Raw genomic sequence first — 18160 nt, 5'->3', positions numbered from 1 at the left:
CTCTACAGCGATACCGATATTATTGCTGATAAACGATGTCTGCGCGGCGGTTCTCGGCGTAGTCGGCTTCGGTATTGCCCATGGCGCGAGGACGCTCCTTACCGAAACTGATAGCTTCGATCTGGCTGGCGCTGACACCCAGGAGATTCATCATGCGTGAAACGGCTTCGGAACGGCGCTGGCCCAGAGCCAGGTTGTATTCCGAGCCGCCACGTGCGTCGGCGTGGCCTTCGATGCGAATCCGTTGCTGCGTATTGTTGCGCAGATAACCGGAGTGCATTTCGACTACGTTGCGATACTGCTCAGGAATGGAGTAGCTGTCGAACTCAAAGTACACAGAACGCTGTTGCGCCAGTGGGCTTTGTGGGTTGAACGGGTCCATGATTTGGCCCGTGCTAGCACCACCTGTTCCGGAGCCGCTTGTAGACGTGCCCGTTTCATCAAGGGGCACAGAACTGCAAGCCGCCAAGGCTACGGTCAGCGCGGCGAGAGTAAGGCTTTTTGCGATGCGCGAGCTCATTTGAATTTCCTTTTAAAAGAGAGTCACACGTAAGTTAATCGGTAAACGGACCCCAGACCGGCTCACGGACTTTACCGTTGAGCGCTGAGAGCGTCTGGCGCACACGACCATCGACAGAAGTTACTGCGAGGACGCTGCGACCATCTTGAACCGAGCTGTAAAGAACTTGCATCCCATTTGGGGCAAAACTCGGTGATTCATCGTCGGGGCCTGCTGTCAGCAGTTGTTCAGAACCACTGGAAAGATCCAGCAGGGCCAGGCGAAAAGCACCGTTTCTTCGTGCAACGTACACCAGGTTGTTACCGTCAGGCGACAGGGCTGGTGAGATATTGTAACCCCCCTGGAAGGTGAGTCGTTGCGCATCGCCACCCGAGACAGGCACGCGGTAAATCTGCGGGCTGCCACCGCGATCACTGGTGAAAATCAGCGAGTTGCCATCGGGCGTATATTGGGGTTCGGTATCAATCAGGGGGGAGCGCATCACGCGTCGCAAGCCTGTGCCATCGAGGTTCATGGTGTAGATTTGCGAAATGCCGTCGCGCGACAGCACTACTGCCAGTTGGTTACCGTTGGGCGCCCATGCTGGAGCACTGTTATTGCCCTTGAAGTTGGCGACAGATGTGCGCTGCCCGCTGGCCAAAGTCTGTACATACACGACAGGCTTGCCCAGCTCGAAGCTCACATAAGCCAGCTGTTTGCCATCCGGTGACCAAGCGGGAGAAATAATCGAGTGCTTGGAGCGCAGCATTACTTGTGGGTTCTGCCCGTCTGCGTCAGCAATTTGTAACTCATAGGTGTCGCCCGTTTGCAACACATAAGCAATGCGGGTGGAAAACACGCCACGCACGCCAGTGATGTGTTCATAGATGCGATCAGCGATGCGGTGCGACAGGCGGCGCAGTTCGCGTTCGCTGCCCGCAAAGGCAACGGCGTCGAGCTGCGTCTGGCGCAGGTTATCAACCAGGCGGTAGCTGATGTTGTATTGGCCGCCTGCCTCGGTCACGCTGCCGTAGGCGAGGTAATCCGCACCGCGGTTGCTCCATTCGGCAAAGCTGACCTGGCTTTCTGCGCCCAGATTTGCGCCTGTGGCGTTAACTAGCTTGAACTGACCGGAACGCGACAAGTCGGAGCGGATGATTTCCGAAACGTTACGGCCCTGTGCGTGGCCATTGAAATCCGCAATGGCGATAGGGTACTGGGTGGCGCCGACGCCGGAAATATCGACCCGTAATTGGGCCTGGGCTTGCGGTGCCGCAAAGGCGGCGGCCGCTGCCAGCATGGCACCAGCCCAACTGCGCCATGAAGTGGCAAAACTGGTCATATCTGGTTCTCCTGTCAGTCGTACATTTTATGGTCAATGTCCATCCAGCCCGGGTACTTTCCACCGGGAGGAGGTGGCAGGGGTGAGCATCCGAAGACGCCCTTGCGTGCGGCCTCATCGAAGCCGGGATTACCCGACGAACGCCTTAGTTGTACATCACGCACTGTGCCGTCAGCATTTAGGCTCACCCGGAATTGTACTGTCGGATTGCTACCGCCTTGCCTGCTCGGCGGGTTATAAGTGGTCGCGTTTCGTATGCAGACAGCAACCCTGCCGGCGTATCCGGAATCTCCACCGCCACCCGCCCTCTGATTGCGGTCGTCCGTGCCGCCCGGAATGCCGGCTGCACCAAGAGCGTCCCCGCGCATTGCAGCACGCAGGGCTTCACGCTTGGCAGCCTCTTCCTTGGCTTTCTTTGCGGCTGCAGCTTTACGAGCAGCTTCTTCCTTGGCTTTCTTCTCCGCCGCGGCCTTTGCCGCTGCTTCTTCCTTGGCCTTACGTTCAGCCTCTTCCTTAGCCTTACGCTCGGCCTCTTCCTTAGCCTTACGTTCAGCCTCTTCCTTGGCCTTGCGTTCGGCTTCTTCCTTAGCCTTACGTTCAGCCTCTTCCTTGGCCTTGCGTTCGGCTTCTTCCTTGGCCTTACGTTCGGCTTCTTCCTTGGCCTTGCGTTCGGCTTCTTCCTTGGCCTTACGTTCGGCTTCTTCCTTGGCCTTGCGTTCGGCTTCTTCCTTAGCCTTACGTTCGGCCTCTTCCTTTTCCTGCTGACGTTTGCGCGCTTCTTCCAGCGCGATCTCGGGGTCGGGCTCAGGTTCGGCTTCAGGTACCGGTGGTGTCGTCACAGGCTGCGGCGTGGGCTCAGGCAGGGGTTCCGGCTCTGGCGTGGGCTCTGGCTCAGGCGCAGGTTCCGGCTCAGGCGCTGGCTCGGGTTCTGGTTCCGGAGCTGGCTCCGGCTCGGGGGCCGGTTCGGGCTCTGGCTCTTGCGCCGGCTCCTCTTCTTCAGTGGGTTCTTCAGGCTGAGCGTCGGGTGAAACGCCATCTGTCCAGAGTTCGACTTGTACAGGCAAAGGGGTGGACGGAGTGGAGACAAAGCCCACCAGCATGAATGCGAACAGCAAAGCATGTATGCCGACGGCATAGGCAAATGAACGCCGCTCCTCACGTTGCTCCTGTGTGAGGGGGGAAACTCGTTCAGAGGTGTTGCGCTTGAAAATAGGCATCAACGTAATGGCATCAGCGCCTACGGTTGGTCGGCTTGCGCGCCGCCGTGCTGATCGACCAGCAGGCCCAGTCGTGTAATGCCGCTGCTACGAAGGTCGTCCATGATTTTCATGACCGTTTCGTAGGGCACCCGACCGTCTGCGGAAATTACGACCGGCGTGTCGGTAGTCAGGATGGCTTGCACACGGGGCACCAGATCGTCAGCGGAAACCGATTCGAACTCGTTGCCGGAATCGCGCAGGCGAAACGAGATGGCGCCGCTTTCATCCACCTGCACCTCCACCGGCTTGACGGGGACATCGGATGCCCGCCCGACGGATGGCAACTCAATGACGCCGGGTGTGATCATGGGGGCGGTCACCATGAAAATCACGAGCAGCACCAGCATAACGTCGATGTAAGGGACGACGTTGATTTCGTTCTTCAGCCTGCGAGTGCGGTTTCCGCTATTGCGTATGGAGGGCATCAGCGTACCTGGCGTTGGAGAATGTTCAGGAATTCGTCGATGAAAGAGTCGAAGCGGATGGAGAGCCGGTCGATCTCGTTAGTGTAGCGGTTGTAAGCGACTACAGCAGGAATGGCAGCGAACAGACCGATAGCCGTGGCGACCAGCGCTTCGGCAATGCCGGGAGCAACTGCGGCGAGAGTGGCCTGCTGCATGGACGACAGCCCCATGAATGCGTGCATGATGCCCCACACCGTGCCAAGCAAACCGATATACGGGCTGACCGAGCCGGCCGAAGCGAGGAAGTTCAGGTGTGACTCAAGGGCGTCCATCTCTCGCTGGTATGCGGCGCGCATAGCGCGGCGGGGACCATCGAGCAACGCATCAGGGCTGCTGCTGACGCGTCGAGCTTTAATGAATTCCGTCATCCCTGCGTCGAAGATGCGAGCAAGCGCACCGTGTTCGTCACGGCGTGTGGCAATAGACTGCTGTAGAACGGAGAGATCTCCGCCTGCCCAGAAGTCGTCTTCAAACCGCTGGGTTTGCTCGTTGGCTCGCTTAAGTGCGGCTCGTTTGCTGAAGATGTAAGTCCAGGACAGGACAGAGATGGCCAACAGTACCAGCATGACCAATTGCACTGGAATACTGGCATGCACCAAAAGGGAAATCAGCGACATGTCGCTTGTGGCTTGCATAGGTTTAGTCCGTTTTACTCAACAGATTTCTGACGGTATGGCCCAGATCGACAGGACGAAAGCTCGTGGCGTCGACGCAGCATACTGTGACCGTGGCTTCACACAGAAGTTCGCCTCCGCACAAGGCGCTTTGCTCGAATTGGATCGAGGCGCGTCCCAGGCGGCTGACTTCAGTTTGTATGGAGAGCTCGTCGTCGAGCTTGGCAGGCCTGCGGTATTGTATTTCAACGTTCTTGACAACGAACAGGCGTCCTTCGGTTTTGGCGAGTTGGGATTGATCCACGCCGAGATGGCGCAGCCATTCAGTGCGGGCCCGCTCGAAATACTTGAGGTAGTTGGCGTAATACACGACACCGCCCGCGTCGGTGTCTTCGTAATATACGCGAATCTGCAAGGCGGGTGCGGTATCGCGGCGTTCCATGAGCATGAGCTTGTCCAAATTTGTAACTCCCTGATGGGGCGCCATACAGGGGCTGCACAATGCCGTTCCCACGGGAAAGCCCTCGTGGGAACGGCTTTCGCATCATAGCGTTTTCAGAGCTTCCAGCGTGTGTTCGTGAGCGCGGTCGACAGAAATTTTTTCAACTTCAGTCGAACGGCGCGACTGTATTTCAACAACGCCTTCTTTCAGGCCGCGGTCGCCGATGGTAATACGCAGGGGAACGCCGATCAGCTCCCAGTCGGCGAACATGATGCCCGGGCGTGTGTCGCGGTCGTCCAAAATGACATCCACCCCCGCATCGCGTAATTGTGCGTAAAGTGCGTCGGCAGCCTCACGGACGGTTTCGCTTTTGTGGTACCCCATGGGGCAGATGACCACTTCAAATGGAGCGATGGCACGTGGCCAGATAATGCCGCGTTCGTCGTGGTTCTGCTCAATGGCGGCAGCGGAAATACGGCTGACGCCAATACCGTAGCAGCCCATTTGCATGAGGGCGGGTTTGCCATCCGTTTGCAGGAAGGTGGCGTTCAGTGCGCGGGAGTATTTGTCACCGAGGAAGAAAACGTGCCCCACTTCAATGCCGCGCTGGATGCGTAGCGTGCCGCCTTGCGGGTCGGGGTCGCCGTCAACCACATTACGCAGGTCGAAGGCGGGGGCTTCGGGAAGGTCGCGGCCCCAGTTAATGCCGGTGTAGTGATAGCCTTCATCGTTGGCCCCGCAGATAAAGTCGCTCATGTTCGCAACCGTGAGGTCGGCGATGACGCTGACCGGTTTGCGGGTATTGATCGGGCCCAAGTAGCCGGGAACGCAGCCAAAGTGTTCGACAATCTCTTCTTCCGTGGCGAAACGGTGGCCATTCTCAAAGCCGGGCAGCTTGGACGCTTTAATCTCATTGAGTTCGTGGTCGCCACGCAGCAGCAACAGCCAGATACGCACTTCGCCACCCTCTTCAGTGGGGTCCGTAGCCAGCACAATGGATTTCACGGTGTCGGTCAGCGGGCGGCTCAATTGTTCGGCTACTAGCTCACATTTCGGCGCAGCGGGCGTTGCCACTTTTTGTAGTGCTTCAGAAGCCGGAGCGCGTTCGGAAATCAGGCAGGGCGCCTCTGCCAGCTCAATGTTGGCAGCGTAGTCAGAATCAGGGTTAAAAACGATCAGGTCTTCGCCTGTATCGGCAATAACCTGGAATTCGTGGCTGCGGGAACCGCCGATTGAGCCGGTGTCGGCAGCCACTGGGCGGAAGGCCAGGCCCAGACGCTTGAAGATGCGCATGTAAGCGTCATACATGCGGTTGTAGCTTTCCTGTGCGGATTCTTCGTCGCGATCGAAGGAGTAGGCGTCCTTCATGGTGAACTCGCGACCACGCATCAACCCGAAACGGGGGCGGCGTTCGTCACGGAACTTCGTCTGTATATGATAGAAATTCACCGGCAACTGGCGCCAGCTATGGATCTCGTTGCGGGCAATGTCGGTAATGACTTCTTCAGAAGTGGGCTGCAGAACAAAATCGCGCTGGTGGCGGTCTTTGATACGCAGCAGTTCAGGCCCGTATTCTTCCCAGCGGCCTGACTCTTCCCAGAGTTCCGCAGGCTGTACGACCGGCATGAGCAGCTCAATGGCTCCGGCGCGGTCCATTTCTTCGCGAATGATGCTTTCTATCTTGCGTAAGACCTTTAGCCCAAGGGGCATGTAGGTGTAGATGCCACCTGCCGCTTTGCGGATCATGCCGGCTCGCGTCATCAGTTGATGGCTCTTGATTTCGGCTTCGGCTGGCGCTTCTTTCAGCGTGTTCAGATGGTACTTGCTTGCATGCATGGTGGGGATCCCGACAGATACGTATAATCAGATTTAATTGTATTGAATTCTTAGAGGTGGCCATGTTGGATCGTGAAGGCTACCGTCCTAATGTCGGCATTATCCTAGTAAATCACAAGAACGAGGTTTTCTGGGGCAAACGTATACGGGAACACGCTTGGCAGTTTCCACAAGGTGGGATCAAGTATGGCGAAAGCCCTGTGCAGGCTATGTACCGGGAACTGCATGAAGAAGTAGGCTTGCTCCCCGAACACGTTCGTATATTGGGGCGGACGCGAGATTGGCTGCGCTACAACGTACCGAGCAACTTTATACGCCGGGATTCGCGCGGTCACTATAAGGGGCAGAAACAAATCTGGTTTCTGCTGAGAATGGTGGGTCGGGATTCCGACGTCAGCTTGCGGGCGACAAAATCGCCCGAATTCGATGCTTGGCGCTGGAGCCAATACTGGGTTCCGCTGGATTCCGTTATCGAGTTCAAGCGCGATGTCTACGCTCAGGCCCTGAACGAGCTGGCTGGCATCCTGTTCCGTCGTAGTCGCGAGAATCGTTATTTGCGCCAACGCGTGCAGGGCTCTAAAACATCTGGCATCACTGAAACTCGAACCAATGCGCATACTGCTGGTTGAAGACGAGCTCGAAATGGCGGCATGGCTGCAGCGGGCGCTTGCACAGAGTGGCTTCGTGCCCGAACACGCTAAAGATGCGATCACCGCTGAAAGCATGCTGCATGCCGCCAGCTACGATGCCGTGGTGATGGATTTGCGCTTGCCCGATAAACACGGGCTGGTTCTGCTGCGTGAAATGCGCGGTCGTGGCGATATCACCCCCGTGTTGCTGCTGACGGCTCAGGGCTCACTGCAGGATCGCGTGCGCGGCCTTAATTTGGGGGCGGACGACTTCCTTTCCAAACCCTTTGCCCTCGAAGAGCTCGAAGCTCGTCTGGCGGCGCTAGTGCGGCGCAGCAAGGGGCGACCATCGCCCCACCTGCAATGCGGTTCGCTGAATTACGACACCGAGAGCAAGGCATTTATTCTTGACGGGGCCGTGCTGCACCTCACCCCTCGCGAACACGCTGCGCTGGCGGCCTTGATCGCCCGCGCCCGTGCGCCGGTAGAAAAACATCAACTCTTTCTGAAGGTATTTGAAGAAGACAGCGAAGCCAGTCCGGAAGCTATCGAAGTCGTGTTGCACCGTTTGCGCAAGAAGCTGCAAGGGAGCGATATCCAGATCACGACGGTACGCGGCCTGGGTTACATGCTTGAAAGCATCTCGGTGGAGAACTGATGCCTGTCAACGTAAACAGGAGCCACGCATGAATATCCAGATGTGTGGGTGGCAGGGCTCTCTACGCCGACATGGCGGTTTCTGATTATGGTGAAACCAAAGCCGCGCCGGAGCATGCGGTTCTGGCTGCTCGTGTTGTTGATTCCGGGGGTGGTCTTTTTACTGGTAGTGGATGGCCGGAATGATTACCGCGCCCTCGATCTACTGATTCAGGATGTCTACGATGATGCCTTGCTGGAGCCCGCCAAGGTGCTCGAAAACAGCATCCATTTCGATAGCAAGGGCCAGTTGGTTATTGAGCCTCCACTTTATGTGCAGGTCATGCTGGAGTCTCATGCAGGCAACCGGAAGTATTACCGGGTAGAAGAAATCGCCCCGGTACAAGAGGCGCTGGCCGGCATGGAAACCCGTGAAATCAGCGGTCAGACCTTGATGGGCATGCCCGGTCTGCCACGCCCACCGCGTTTACCGTTGGTGGAAGGGACGCCGGTTCTCTATAACGCCATGTACCGTAACGACGAGGTGCGGTTGGTAGCCCTGTGGCGCGATCTCCACTACAACGGCTTGCATCGGCAGGTGCTGGTTATGGTGGGTGAAAGTGTTGATCAGCGCTTGAAAACGCGCCAGGAAATGTGGCGTGACAGCTTGTTCCGTGACATTCGCATGGTGATACTAGCTGTGCTGTTGGTCTGGATAGCCGTGCAGTGGACGCTCTGGCCTCTGAGCGATCTGCGCCGCGAGATTCGTTCCCGCGAAGTCGATGATCTCACTCCCTTGGATCAGGAAGCGGTTCCAAAGGAAATTATTCCTTTGGTGACAGCCATTAATCACCATATTGATCTTTCGCGCGAAGTCCTGAACCGCCAGGCTCGCTTCCTGGCGGATGCCTCCCATCAATTACGCACGCCGCTGGCCATCATGCGCACTCAGGCTCAGTACGCACGGCGTGAGCAAGATGTCACTCGCATGCGCGAAACGCTGGATGCCATCATTCACCAATTGGGGCGTACCTCGCGGCTTACCGAGCAATTACTTTCGCTGGCGCATGCCAGCCGGAATGACCCGACCCCACACATGCCCGTTGATCTGGCGGCTTTGGCGCGCGAGGCGGTATTGCTGTATTTGCCTTTAGCACGTGAGAAACAGCAGGATCTTGGCTGGGTGGATGCTGCTGAAGAAGAAGGGAAGTGCGGAAAGGAAGAGTTGGTCTGGGTGTTGGGTAGCGATGCTGAACTGCACGAATCAATTGCCAACCTGATTCATAACGCCATTAATCATGCCGGTGTAGGCCGGACGATTACGGTGTCGGCAGGCAGTGACGGGGAATATGCCTGGGTGAGCGTCTGTGACAATGGGGTGGGGCTTGAGCCCACGTTGCGAGAAAGTGTTTTCAGCCGATTTGACCGCGGCCGCCGCGACAAAAAAAGCCAAGGCGGAGGCGGGTCGGGCTTGGGGCTGGCCATTGCATTGGCTTACGCTCAACGTAACCGGGGCACGATAGAACTGCATGACGGCGACCCCTCGCCCGACGAAGGGGTGGGGTTGTGCGCCTTGTTGAAATTGCCTGCTTATCGCCCAGAGGCGGAAGCCTGATTACTGAAGCTGCCATGCATGGTGGATACCGCATGGCAGCTTCTGGCACTAATTTTTACGCAAGCGTTGAATCAGGCTGGAGGTATCCCAGCGTTGGCCGCCCATCTGCTGGATATCGGCATAGAACTGGTCAACCAGCGCAGTGACTGGCACGCGTGCGCCGTTGCGCTTGGCTTCATCAAGCACCAAGCCGAGATCCTTGCGCATCCAATCTACCGCGAAACCGAAATCGAACCGGCCTTCAATCATGGTAGAGCCACGGTTCTCCATCTGCCAGCTTTGCGCAGCACCCTTGTCAATGACATCAAGCACCTGGTTCATGTCCAGGCCAGCTGCTTGGCCAAATGCAATACCTTCGGACAAGGCTTGAACCAGGCCGGCGATGCAGATTTGATTCACCATTTTGCTGAGCTGGCCTGCACCGGATTCACCCAGCAGAGTGACGGCTTGGGCAAAATTCATGGCCAGTGGGCGCATGGCGTTGAAATGTTCTGGGGTGCCGCCGCACATCACGGTGAGCTTGCCGTTCTGGGCGCCCGCTTGGCCGCCAGATACTGGAGCGTCGACAAAGCCTATGCCTTTTTCGGCTGCGATGGCGAAGAGTTCACGAGCCACTTGAGCCGACGCTGTGGTGTGGTCAACAAAAATGCTGCCGGCAGACATGCCAGCCAGGGCGCCTTGTTCGCCTAAAACTACACTACGCAGGTCGTCGTCGTTGCCAACACAGCAAAACACGATTTGCGCCTTTTCGGCTGCGGCGCGAGGGGTTGGGGCAGATTGCCCGCCGAATTCAGCAACCCAGGCTGCGGCTTTACCGGGGCTGCGGTTATAAACGGTGACCTCATGTCCTGCTTTTGCCAGATGGCCGGCCATGGGAAAACCCATAACGCCAAGGCCGAGAAAAGCAACGCGCAAGGGGGCTTGTGTTTCGTAGTCGCGAGTGTTGATGGAAGACATGGACGTTGTGCTCCTCTTCGTTGTAATTGGAGTAAAGAGTACCGCATTTGAGTTAGAAAAAGTTCAGGCGCCACAAGGGCGCCTGAACTTTTGAGTGCTCGGACTTATTCCGAACCTTTCATATTGCAGTCTATTGACTGCTTGCGGATCAACCCTCGTCTACAAAGGCTTCTTCGCGCTTGGCCTTAATGGAAGGCAGGGCAACCAGTGCGACCAGAATTGCAGCGGCGATCAGCAAGCTGAGCGACAGCGGGCGGGTCACAAAGGTGGTGTAGTCACCGCGTGCCAGCAGCAGGGCACGACGGAAGTTTTCTTCCATCATGGGCCCAAGCACCAAGCCTAGCAGCAATGGAGCGCCCTCACACTTCAGCTTGGCCCAGATGTAGCCCACTAAGCCGAAGGCGGCCGTGACCCAGATGTCAAACACGTTGTAGTTCAGGGAATAGACCCCGATCGTGCAGAACACCAGAATGGCTGGGAACAGAATGCGATAAGGCACGGTGAGCAGTTTCACCCACAGCCCGATCAGAGGCAGGTTCAGGATGACCAGCATCAGGTTACCGATCCACATGGACACGATCAGGCCCCAGAAGAGTTCTGGGTGACTGGTCATAACCTGTGGGCCGGGCTGGATGTTGTGGATCGTCATGGCGCCAATCATCAGGGCGGTCACGGCGTTGCCGGGAATACCCAGGGTGAGCAGCGGGATGAACGATGCCTGCGAGCCGGCGTTGTTAGCCGATTCCGGCCCTGCCAGACCTGCGGGGTGGCCCTTACCAAAGCGCTCTGGGTTCTTGGACAGCTTCTTTTCCAGGGTGTAGGAAGCGAAGGATGACAGAACCGCACCACCGCCAGGCAGAATACCCAGGGCGGAGCCCAGAGCTGTACCGCGTACCACTGCAGGCCAGGCTTCCTTGAATTCCTGTTTGTTGGGGTAGAGCGTACCCACTTTGGAATCCACAGCCACGCGTTGATCGCGCAGTTCCAGGTTGGTCATGATTTCGGAGAAACCAAACACACCCATGGCCACGACGGCGAAGTCGATACCGTCTTGCAGCTCGGGGATACCGAAGTCGTAGCGAGCCACGCCGGAGTTCACGTCGGTGCCAATCATGCCCAGCAGCAGGCCAAGCAGAATCATGCAGATGGCCTTGGGCAGAGAACCCGAAGCCAGCACCACAGCACCGATCAAGCCCAGTACCATAAGAGAGAAGTACTCAGCAGGGCCGAACTTGAAGGCCAATTCCGCCAGGGGTGGCGCAAAACCGGCAATCAGGACGGTGGCTACGCAACCTGCAAAGAAGGAGCCAAGCGCGGCAATTGCCAATGCGGCGCCTGCTCGCCCATTCTTTGCCATCTGGTGGCCATCAAGCACAGTCACCACAGCGGACGTTTCGCCCGGCAGCGCCACCAGAATAGCGGTGGTAGAGCCCCCGTAGGCGGCGCCGTAGTAGATACCGGCGAGCATAATCAGGCCAGCGGTGGGCGGCAGCACATAGGTAATGGGCAGCAGCATGGCGATGGTGGGTACAGGGCCAATACCCGGCAGCACACCGATCAAAGTACCTAGTACACAGCCAAGCAGGCAGTAGACCAGGTTTTCAAGGGTCATGGCGACGGAGAACCCGAGAGCCAAGTGTTCAAGCAATTCCATTGATGGCTCCTATTTACAGAAAACTCGGCCAGAGCGGGAAGATGAGTCCCAGCCCCTTGATGAATGCCAGCCAGACAAACAGCACCAGGCAGATGGCAGTGGCCCCAGCGACTTTCCAGTTGAACTCATGGCTAGCCAGGCTGCTGATAGCGACCAGCAGGAACACCGAGATGTAGATTCCGAGGCTGTTCATGACCACACCCGTCAGTACGACGGAACCGATGATGATGAACAGAATCCGGAAGTCGAACTTATCGACTTCGGTTTCCTCTGCTTTTTCCTTGAGGGCGCCAATGGCAACGACAGCACCGAGTACTGCCAGACACACGCCCAACCAGAATGGGAAGTAGCCAGGACCCATGCGGGCTGCGGTACCCATTGAGTAATTCGTGGCACCTAGAGCGAACCCGACTCCTAGTGCCACGAACATGACTCCGGCCCAGAAGTCCTGCTTATTTCTAAGCTGCATGTTGATGAACCTCTCCTGCAAATTAATAGTGTGACGCCATGTTCGAAAATCAGCCGAAAACAACTGAAACCGTTCAGGGCATGTCTAAAGGGTGCCGAATGGTAATGGACGAGAGGGCGACTGAGAACCCGAAGCAGGGGGTTTGCTTACAGGGTTTTCCCTGGCGATTCGGTTTTTTTGTCATTTAAATGACATTTCTGTCTTTTTAATGGTCGAATTGAAAGAAGATTGAAAGGCGGTTGAAAAGCAGGTGAAAGGTTATGATGCGTGTCGCAGGGTGGACGTGACAGGCTGTATCAAAGTCGTCCACTTACCCCTATTCAGTTGAACGCGGGATGGTTTACGATAACGCCATGTTGGAAGATCTCGATTCTCTCGCTGCCCGTATCGGGCAATTGGTGCAGTTCTCCAAGCAGCTTCAATCCGAGCGTGCTGCGCTGCAGGCGCGCATTACCGGGCTTGAGCAAGAGCGCGATGCCCTGCGCGATCAGCTCAAGCGGCGCGAAGCTGAGTACAACGAACTGGCCGAAAACAGCGCCGACCACCAAACACGGGTGGATATCTTGCGTGCCGAAGCCGACAGCATACGGGTTTCGCTACAAAGCGAAGTGGAACGCAGCAGGCTCGAGCACGAAGCCTTGCGTCGGCAGTTGGCTGTCAGTCAGGCCGACGCCTCACGGCTTAAGGTGGTGGCCGGGCAAGCTCAGCTACAGATTGATTCGATACTTATGCGCCTGCCTGGCGCTCCTCAGGAGTGACATCCATGGAACGCGTGGACGTATCTATATTAGGCCGCGATTACTCGATGGCCTGCCTGCCTGCTGAGAAAGACGCTCTGCTCGAAGCGGTGCGTCTGGTCGACCAGCGCATGTCGGCTATCAAGAACGCGGCCAAGGCTTCGGGCAACGAGCGCATTGCCGTCATGGCCGCCATCCAGATCGCTAGCGAGTTGCTGCGCATGAAAGCACCTAGCGGGCCATTGGCGAATGTCGCCGTCGGCGATTTCAAACGCAAGATCGAAGACATGCACGCCGCGCTCGATCAAGTGGTTGGGTTACCGGCTCAATCCAGGTAAAATGGAACTGAAGAATTTGATTATGCAGGTGTCGCACTAGCGGCCCTGAAAGTTTGTCCCTGCGGTGCTCGTGACTTGGCCATACATTCCTTGAACCAATGCTATTGGCATCGGTTGCTGGATTGGCAAGTGGGAGAGATCTCCTCCTCGCGAGGAGAACCCGAAGCTTGCCTGATGGCGACCAACTTGAACCTCCGGTTCAGGATGCCGGCCTAGACGGCACATGCGGGGCATTTATATAGAAGAAAAGCTCGTCACACGTACGAGCTTTTCTTTTTTTGTGGGTTCCGTATAAAAAGGCGGTTTCCCGTGGTCGGTGCAAGCACAAGCAGTACCTATGATGGGCAAGCTCACGTGCGCAAGGGAAGCACTGCCCCGATTGCAATGAACAGGCCGCCACACGCTTGATTAAAACGTTTTCCAACACGGGCCAACCAAGGGCGTACGCGGTGGGCTGCACCGGCCAAACCATATTCGGTTAATGTCTCGGTTGCAGCAAAGGTGGCGGCCACTACTACGAACTGCTCAAAGAGGCTGCGGTGCGGGTCAATAAATTGTGGCAGAAAAGCACTGAAAAAAAGCAGCCCTTTGGGGTTGGTTCCGGCGGAAAGTAAACCCTGAAGAAATAAGGCTCTTCCCTTGGTGTGGGCAGGCTTGGATAGCGTCGTGATGGCGATGGCTGGCGACCGCCAGACTTGTATGCCCAGCCATATAAGGTAGAGGCCTCCCACCCATTTAAGTATGGTCAGCCAAACTACAGAGGCTTTGATCAGAGCACCGATGCCGAACATGCAAAGCGCGATGATGGCAATAAAACCCACCGCGCCGCCCAGAATCGTGTACGAAGTCTGCCGGGTTCCGTGTATGGCGCCATGAGTGAGCGCGAGCAGCCCATTGGGCCCTGGCGATAATGACAGGCCGATAGATGCCAGCAAGAAAACAAGCCAGGTCTCGAATTGCATGGTGAGGTTCTTCTGAAGCGATTAGTGGGCAGTCCGGAAGTAGAGTAAAAGCGCTCATGAGCGTAGCGCAAGCTAGGAGAAAACCTGTGTAGCAGGTGGGTGACTGCGGTTTTTCATGGCAGAGCTGTCCATGGCCTTTGCTGGCTGGCGAGTGAAACCATCTGGAACAGGCTTGTGCGCCAATTGTCGTTTGCCGGAAGTACACTGGAAATCCGTTTCAGTTGACCGGAGTTTCTCCATGAAGCTTAACCTCAGTATGCAAGCCCGTTTCTTTTCGTCTTTGGCTGGCCTTGGGCTGGCATTGTGTGCCCTATCAATGGCAAGTCCAGCCTTGGCTCAAGGTGATGTTACGGCTGAGATCAAATACCCCTATGCCAGTCTGAGAGCCGAAGCTGTCAGGGAGGTGCCGCGCGACACCGTGCGTATCACTCTTGCGGCGGACATTCGCGACAGTGAGCAAGCGGAAGTAGCCACGTCGTTAAGCCGCAGCGCCGATAGTGTGATGAAGGAGGTTAAGGGCAAGGAAGGCATTAAGGTGTATAGCGGCAACTTTCAGGTTTGGCCCATGAATGACAAGGACGGTCGCATTTCTGAATGGCGCGGTCGCACCGAAATTATTCTGGAATCTACAGATTTTGAAGCGGCTTCCAAGTTGGCGGCCCAGGTGTCTGACCGCATGCCTATCGTTAACCTGGACTTTTTCGTCGCGCCCCAAGAGCGGGCCAAGCACGAGGCCGAGCTTTTGCAAGAAGCGGCCACTGCCTTTCGCTACAGGGCGGCAGACTTGGCTAAAGCCTTTGGTTATGAGTCATATTCGATTCGCGAAATTCAATTGGGTGGCGCAGGCGCCAGTTACCAGCCGGAAGGGCACCGCATGATGGCAATGGCCGCCGCCGATGCGGTGGCCAGTGTGCCCCTGGAAGGCGGGACGGAAAATATCAGCCTGTCTGTTCAGGGGACGATTTTTCTGAACTCTTCCAAAAAATGAGGGCGCCGGCCAGAACCATGGGGATGGACAAGAGCTGACCCATTGAAAGCCCGCCTGCAAGCAGGCCGAGGAAATCGTCGGGCTCGCGGGTGAATTCAACTAGGAAGCGGGCGGTTCCATAACCCATAAGGAACAGCCCGCTAACTTTCCCGCGTTTGCGGGGTTTGCTGGAATATAGCCACAGCACGACGAAAAGCAACAAACCTTCGAAGGCCATTTGATAAAGCTGGGAAGGGTGGCGGGGCAGGGCGTCCACATAGGGAAAGACCATGCCCCATGGCAGGTCTGTCGGGCGGCCCCATAGCTCGCCATTAACGAAGTTGCCCCACCGGCCTGCTGCCAGGCCAAGGGGAATCATTGGGGCAATGAAATCACCGACATCCAGAAGGTGGCGGTCGCGGCTGCGCGCATACCACAGCAGTACAACGATCACGCCAACCAGCCCGCCATGAAAAGACATGCCGCCTTCCCAAAGGTAGAGAATCTCCAGAGGGTGTGACAGGTAATAGGCGGGCTTGTAAATCAGGGCGTAACCCAGGCGGCCGCCTGCGATGACCCCAATCACGCTATAGAAAATAATATCTTCAAGGTCGCGCAGGCTGAAGTCCCTGCGACCTTGGCGAATGCGCCACCTGCCCAGTAACCAGACGGCTGCAAAGCCCAATAAATACATCAAGCCATACCAATGGATGGCGACCGGCCCGATTTGAAGGGCGACGGGGTCGATCTGTGGGTGTTGCAACATGGGGCTCCGCACTCGTTCAATGGCAAATATGGCCGATAATACTCTGACAGAAGCCATGAACAAGCATCGTGGCGGAATAGGCCGGGTAGCATCAGGAAGCTTAAACCTGATTTCAGGCGCCTGCTCGCATGCATTGCGGGGTGGGTGTGCGTCAAGGTGTGTCCTTGTCCTCTATATATATGCTGAAGTCGTGCGAGGGCGTGTTTTCATGAAATTCCGTGGTCTGCTGTTTATTATTGGGCTGTTGGGCGGGTCTGTAGTCTACGCGGGTGAAGCGGGCGATGCGGGAATGCAGTTGGCGCAACGGAGTGTCTGCATGTCGTGCCACCAGGTGGATGCTAAGCGTGTCGGGCCTAGCATGAGGGATATCGCGTTACGTTACGCGGGCAATGATGGCGCGGCCGACTATCTGGCCACCCGCATACGCGAGGGAAGTCGCGGCTTATGGGGTGCGATTCCAATGCCTGCGCAACGACATATCGACCCGGCAACAGCGCTATTGTTAGGCGAATGGATTGTCTCGTTGGCCCCGGAGCCTGATGTCACAGGTGATGACGCGCCCCCAGCGGAAGATGCGCCCGCAACTCAAGCGGATGCGTCGGGTGCTGTACCTGCCTCAGCAAACAGTGGACATCAGGCAGCTAATCCTGAAAGCCCCGAATCGGAAGGCATTGCCTCACCATAAGTGCAGGCCCGGCAGCGGCTATGTCTAGAACGACAATCTTCAATCAAGGAAGCTTATGAATGACCACAAAGGTGCCAAGGTAGAAACCATTGTTCTGGGTGGCGGTTGTTTTTGGTGTACCGAGGCCGTGTTCAAACAGGTGCGTGGCGTGCTGGCCGTCACCCCCGGCTATGCGGGCGGTCATGTGAGCAACCCTGATTATCAAGCGGTATGCAGTGGCGCCACCGGGCATATAGAGGTTGTAAAAGTCGAGTTCGACCCGCAAGTTATTGATTGCGCTACGGTGCTAGGAATTTTCTTCGCCACGCACGACCCTACGACACTGAACCGCCAAGGCGCGGATGTCGGTACTCAATATGCATCGGCTGTCTTCTATCAGAACGATGATCAGAAAACCGTGGCGCAGCGAGTCATCAATGCTGTCCAAGAACAGCTTGGCCGTCCTGTCGTGACTCAACTTCATGGGCCCGCCACATTTTGGACTGCAGAGCCGGAGCATCACGACTACTACGCTCGGAATCCCTATCAGGGATATTGCATGGCAGTGATTGAGCCCAAGCTGGCAAAGTTCAGGCAGCATTACAGGGAGTGGCTGAGCTAAAAGCCCCATCTCCATGGCGGTATGGCAGGTATGTCAGAGGTTGTTTTCCGCACCAACTTGCACGCCCTAAAACTTTCATGCTATATTTCGTTTCCTCGCTGATCGAGACATCGGGTTAACCCTAGTCTTGGCGCTTCAGAGAATAGGTCTTACGGCATGAGTCGGCGCCTACCCTCTCATTTCAAGCAGTCAGCGGGCCGGTTTTTAAATATTTTCTAAACCGGTTGCGAAGTTCGATTTTCATGTTATGATTTCGAGTTCCGCAGCGAGATGCAGTAGGTGGCAAGGCTTTTAAGCATTGCGAGGCATCAAGCGAAGCAGGGCGGTTTTGAAAAGCAGTTCTTTTTAAAACACTTCGCCGCTTCACTTGACACGCTTTAAAAACTACTTCATAATCTCGTTTCTCTGCTTCTGGCGCAGTTAGCTAGTTAGCAGAAACGCAGGAAAGAATTTTACCGGCTTGGGTTTTCAAGCAGGTTGCAGTAACAAGACGGCAAGCAGTTTGGCCGCACGCTCTTTAACAATTAAACAGCCGATAAGTGTGGGCGCTTGGAATGCGTAGGCACACAGAGTCTTTCACGAGACTCTCGCCAACAAGTTATACCAAACGCTCGCACAATTGAAGAAAGTAATGGTTTAAGAATTTATTCTTACACCGGTCTTTTTTCTTTGAGCAAGCAAAGCGAAC

General features: G+C 56.4%; 20 protein-coding genes and 1 other RNA gene. 9 read left to right on the top strand and 12 right to left on the bottom strand.

The annotated features are described in order from the left end of the window. Positions 1–19: 19 nt before the first annotated feature. The 7 genes from pal to VRY85_RS05030 all read right to left on the bottom strand — a co-directional run bounded on the left by pal (position 20) and on the right by VRY85_RS05030 (position 6456). On the bottom strand, positions 20–520 hold the full coding sequence (gene pal, locus VRY85_RS05060) for a peptidoglycan-associated lipoprotein Pal (protein ID WP_414597527.1): 501 nt from the start codon (positions 518–520) through the stop codon (positions 20–22). A 34-nt stretch (positions 521–554) separates the two neighbouring features. Continuing rightward, positions 555–1841 carry a Tol-Pal system beta propeller repeat protein TolB gene (tolB, locus tag VRY85_RS05055; RefSeq protein ID WP_414597526.1) on the bottom strand — a complete coding sequence of 429 codons (1287 nt, stop codon included), beginning with the start codon at positions 1839–1841 and terminating at the stop codon, positions 555–557. 14 nt (positions 1842–1855) lie between these two features. Beyond that, positions 1856–3058: a cell envelope integrity protein TolA gene (tolA, locus tag VRY85_RS05050; RefSeq protein ID WP_414597525.1), complete on the bottom strand. Its 1203-nt coding sequence runs from the start codon at positions 3056–3058 to the stop codon at positions 1856–1858. A 20-nt stretch (positions 3059–3078) separates the two neighbouring features. Next, positions 3079–3525 carry an ExbD/TolR family protein gene (locus VRY85_RS05045; protein ID WP_414597524.1) on the bottom strand — a complete coding sequence of 149 codons (447 nt, stop codon included), beginning with the start codon at positions 3523–3525 and terminating at the stop codon, positions 3079–3081. After that, a complete protein-coding gene (gene tolQ / locus VRY85_RS05040) occupies positions 3525–4199 on the bottom strand; it encodes a protein TolQ (protein ID WP_414597523.1) in 675 nt (224 codons plus the stop codon). Before tolQ ends, VRY85_RS05045 begins: the two co-directional genes overlap by 1 nt. Before the next feature lie 4 nt (positions 4200–4203). Next, positions 4204–4626, bottom strand: a complete 423-nt coding sequence (gene ybgC, locus VRY85_RS05035) for a tol-pal system-associated acyl-CoA thioesterase (protein ID WP_414597522.1) — start codon at positions 4624–4626, stop codon at positions 4204–4206. Between the two features lie 96 nt (positions 4627–4722). Further along, positions 4723–6456, bottom strand: a complete 1734-nt coding sequence (locus tag VRY85_RS05030; RefSeq protein ID WP_414597521.1) for a proline--tRNA ligase — start codon at positions 6454–6456, stop codon at positions 4723–4725. A gap of 62 nt (positions 6457–6518) precedes the next feature. On the opposite strand from VRY85_RS05030, the gene VRY85_RS05025 reads away from it, so the two are divergent. The 3 genes from VRY85_RS05025 (at position 6519) to VRY85_RS05015 (ending at position 9336) form a co-directional block, all read left to right on the top strand. Beyond that, positions 6519–7085 carry an RNA pyrophosphohydrolase gene (locus VRY85_RS05025; protein ID WP_414597520.1) on the top strand — a complete coding sequence of 189 codons (567 nt, stop codon included), beginning with the start codon at positions 6519–6521 and terminating at the stop codon, positions 7083–7085. Then, complete coding sequence (locus tag VRY85_RS05020; RefSeq protein WP_414597519.1) at positions 7066–7743, top strand: response regulator; 678 nt, start codon at positions 7066–7068, stop codon at positions 7741–7743. The genes VRY85_RS05025 and VRY85_RS05020 overlap by 20 nt, the downstream gene beginning before the upstream one ends. A 114-nt stretch (positions 7744–7857) precedes the next feature. Beyond that, positions 7858–9336: a sensor histidine kinase gene (locus VRY85_RS05015; protein WP_414597518.1), complete on the top strand. Its 1479-nt coding sequence runs from the start codon at positions 7858–7860 to the stop codon at positions 9334–9336. 48 nt (positions 9337–9384) lie between these two features. Here the strand turns inward: VRY85_RS05015 and VRY85_RS05010 are convergent, their stop codons facing one another. The 3 genes from VRY85_RS05010 to VRY85_RS05000 all read right to left on the bottom strand — a co-directional run bounded on the left by VRY85_RS05010 (position 9385) and on the right by VRY85_RS05000 (position 12416). Further along, a complete protein-coding gene (locus tag VRY85_RS05010) occupies positions 9385–10293 on the bottom strand; it encodes an NAD(P)-dependent oxidoreductase (RefSeq protein WP_414597517.1) in 909 nt (302 codons plus the stop codon). Positions 10294–10441: 148 nt separating this feature from the next. Next, a complete protein-coding gene (locus tag VRY85_RS05005; RefSeq protein WP_414597516.1) occupies positions 10442–11947 on the bottom strand; it encodes a tripartite tricarboxylate transporter permease in 1506 nt (501 codons plus the stop codon). Between the two features lie 13 nt (positions 11948–11960). Then, positions 11961–12416, bottom strand: a complete 456-nt coding sequence (locus VRY85_RS05000; protein WP_414597515.1) for a tripartite tricarboxylate transporter TctB family protein — start codon at positions 12414–12416, stop codon at positions 11961–11963. A gap of 335 nt (positions 12417–12751) precedes the next feature. Here VRY85_RS05000 and VRY85_RS04995 point away from each other — a divergent pair, with 335 nt between their 5' ends. From VRY85_RS04995 to ssrS, 3 genes are all read left to right on the top strand, one after another. After that, positions 12752–13174, top strand: coding sequence for a hypothetical protein (locus VRY85_RS04995; protein ID WP_414597514.1), 423 nt, complete (start codon positions 12752–12754; stop codon positions 13172–13174). Positions 13175–13179: 5 nt separating this feature from the next. Continuing rightward, on the top strand, positions 13180–13491 hold the full coding sequence (locus tag VRY85_RS04990) for a cell division protein ZapA (protein ID WP_414597513.1): 312 nt from the start codon (positions 13180–13182) through the stop codon (positions 13489–13491). A gap of 53 nt (positions 13492–13544) precedes the next feature. After that, positions 13545–13727, top strand: a non-coding RNA gene (gene ssrS, locus VRY85_RS04985) — 6S RNA. A 114-nt stretch (positions 13728–13841) separates the two neighbouring features. Here ssrS and VRY85_RS04980 read toward each other — a convergent pair. Then, the gene (locus VRY85_RS04980) at positions 13842–14453 is read right to left on the bottom strand and encodes a LysE family translocator (RefSeq protein WP_414597512.1); all 612 of its coding nucleotides are present in this window, start codon (positions 14451–14453) and stop codon (positions 13842–13844) included. A gap of 238 nt (positions 14454–14691) precedes the next feature. Here VRY85_RS04980 and VRY85_RS04975 point away from each other — a divergent pair, with 238 nt between their 5' ends. Next, on the top strand, positions 14692–15441 hold the full coding sequence (locus tag VRY85_RS04975; RefSeq protein ID WP_414597511.1) for an SIMPL domain-containing protein: 750 nt from the start codon (positions 14692–14694) through the stop codon (positions 15439–15441). Here the strand turns inward: VRY85_RS04975 and lgt are convergent. Beyond that, positions 15392–16186, bottom strand: a complete 795-nt coding sequence (lgt, locus tag VRY85_RS04970; RefSeq protein WP_414597510.1) for a prolipoprotein diacylglyceryl transferase — start codon at positions 16184–16186, stop codon at positions 15392–15394. The genes VRY85_RS04975 and lgt overlap by 50 nt on opposite strands. Positions 16187–16394: 208 nt before the next feature. On the opposite strand from lgt, the gene VRY85_RS04965 reads away from it, so the two are divergent. Both VRY85_RS04965 and msrA read left to right on the top strand, forming a co-directional pair. Beyond that, entirely contained in the window at positions 16395–16871 is a 477-nt protein-coding gene (locus VRY85_RS04965; RefSeq protein WP_414597509.1) for a c-type cytochrome, read from the top strand. Positions 16872–16926: 55 nt separating this feature from the next. Next, entirely contained in the window at positions 16927–17472 is a 546-nt protein-coding gene (gene msrA / locus VRY85_RS04960; protein WP_414597508.1) for a peptide-methionine (S)-S-oxide reductase MsrA, read from the top strand. Positions 17473–18160: the final 688 nt, after the last annotated feature.

This window comes from Achromobacter sp. F4_2707 (genome assembly GCF_047501535.1).
In the GTDB taxonomy this organism is placed as follows: domain Bacteria; phylum Pseudomonadota; class Gammaproteobacteria; order Burkholderiales; family Burkholderiaceae_B; genus Yanghanlia.
The sequence above is the reverse complement of the archived record's forward strand: the minus strand, read 5'-3'. Positions and strand labels throughout refer to the sequence as shown.

Bases quoted from the DNA above. Each gene is read 5' to 3' on its own strand.
- VRY85_RS05025 (WP_414597520.1), top strand. From the start codon at position 6,519: ATGTTGGATCGTGAAGGCTACCGTCCTAATGTCGGCATTATCCTAGTA.
- VRY85_RS04990 (WP_414597513.1), top strand. From the start codon at position 13,180: ATGGAACGCGTGGACGTATCTATATTAGGCCGCGATTACTCGATGGCC.
- tolQ (WP_414597523.1), bottom strand. From the start codon at position 4,199: ATGCAAGCCACAAGCGACATGTCGCTGATTTCCCTTTTGGTGCATGCC.
- VRY85_RS04965 (WP_414597509.1), top strand. From the start codon at position 16,395: ATGAAATTCCGTGGTCTGCTGTTTATTATTGGGCTGTTGGGCGGGTCT.
- tolB (WP_414597526.1), bottom strand. From the start codon at position 1,841: ATGACCAGTTTTGCCACTTCATGGCGCAGTTGGGCTGGTGCCATGCTG.
- VRY85_RS04980 (WP_414597512.1), bottom strand. From the start codon at position 14,453: ATGCAATTCGAGACCTGGCTTGTTTTCTTGCTGGCATCTATCGGCCTG.
- tolA (WP_414597525.1), bottom strand. From the start codon at position 3,058: ATGCCTATTTTCAAGCGCAACACCTCTGAACGAGTTTCCCCCCTCACA.
- msrA (WP_414597508.1), top strand. From the start codon at position 16,927: ATGAATGACCACAAAGGTGCCAAGGTAGAAACCATTGTTCTGGGTGGC.
- VRY85_RS05000 (WP_414597515.1), bottom strand. From the start codon at position 12,416: ATGCAGCTTAGAAATAAGCAGGACTTCTGGGCCGGAGTCATGTTCGTG.
- VRY85_RS05010 (WP_414597517.1), bottom strand. From the start codon at position 10,293: ATGTCTTCCATCAACACTCGCGACTACGAAACACAAGCCCCCTTGCGC.
- VRY85_RS05015 (WP_414597518.1), top strand. From the start codon at position 7,858: ATGCGGTTCTGGCTGCTCGTGTTGTTGATTCCGGGGGTGGTCTTTTTA.
- lgt (WP_414597510.1), bottom strand. From the start codon at position 16,186: ATGTTGCAACACCCACAGATCGACCCCGTCGCCCTTCAAATCGGGCCG.
- VRY85_RS04975 (WP_414597511.1), top strand. From the start codon at position 14,692: ATGAAGCTTAACCTCAGTATGCAAGCCCGTTTCTTTTCGTCTTTGGCT.
- VRY85_RS04995 (WP_414597514.1), top strand. From the start codon at position 12,752: ATGGTTTACGATAACGCCATGTTGGAAGATCTCGATTCTCTCGCTGCC.
- VRY85_RS05020 (WP_414597519.1), top strand. From the start codon at position 7,066: ATGCGCATACTGCTGGTTGAAGACGAGCTCGAAATGGCGGCATGGCTG.
- VRY85_RS05030 (WP_414597521.1), bottom strand. From the start codon at position 6,456: ATGCATGCAAGCAAGTACCATCTGAACACGCTGAAAGAAGCGCCAGCC.
- VRY85_RS05045 (WP_414597524.1), bottom strand. From the start codon at position 3,525: ATGCCCTCCATACGCAATAGCGGAAACCGCACTCGCAGGCTGAAGAAC.
- VRY85_RS05005 (WP_414597516.1), bottom strand. From the start codon at position 11,947: ATGGAATTGCTTGAACACTTGGCTCTCGGGTTCTCCGTCGCCATGACC.
- ybgC (WP_414597522.1), bottom strand. From the start codon at position 4,626: ATGCTCATGGAACGCCGCGATACCGCACCCGCCTTGCAGATTCGCGTA.
- pal (WP_414597527.1), bottom strand. From the start codon at position 520: ATGAGCTCGCGCATCGCAAAAAGCCTTACTCTCGCCGCGCTGACCGTA.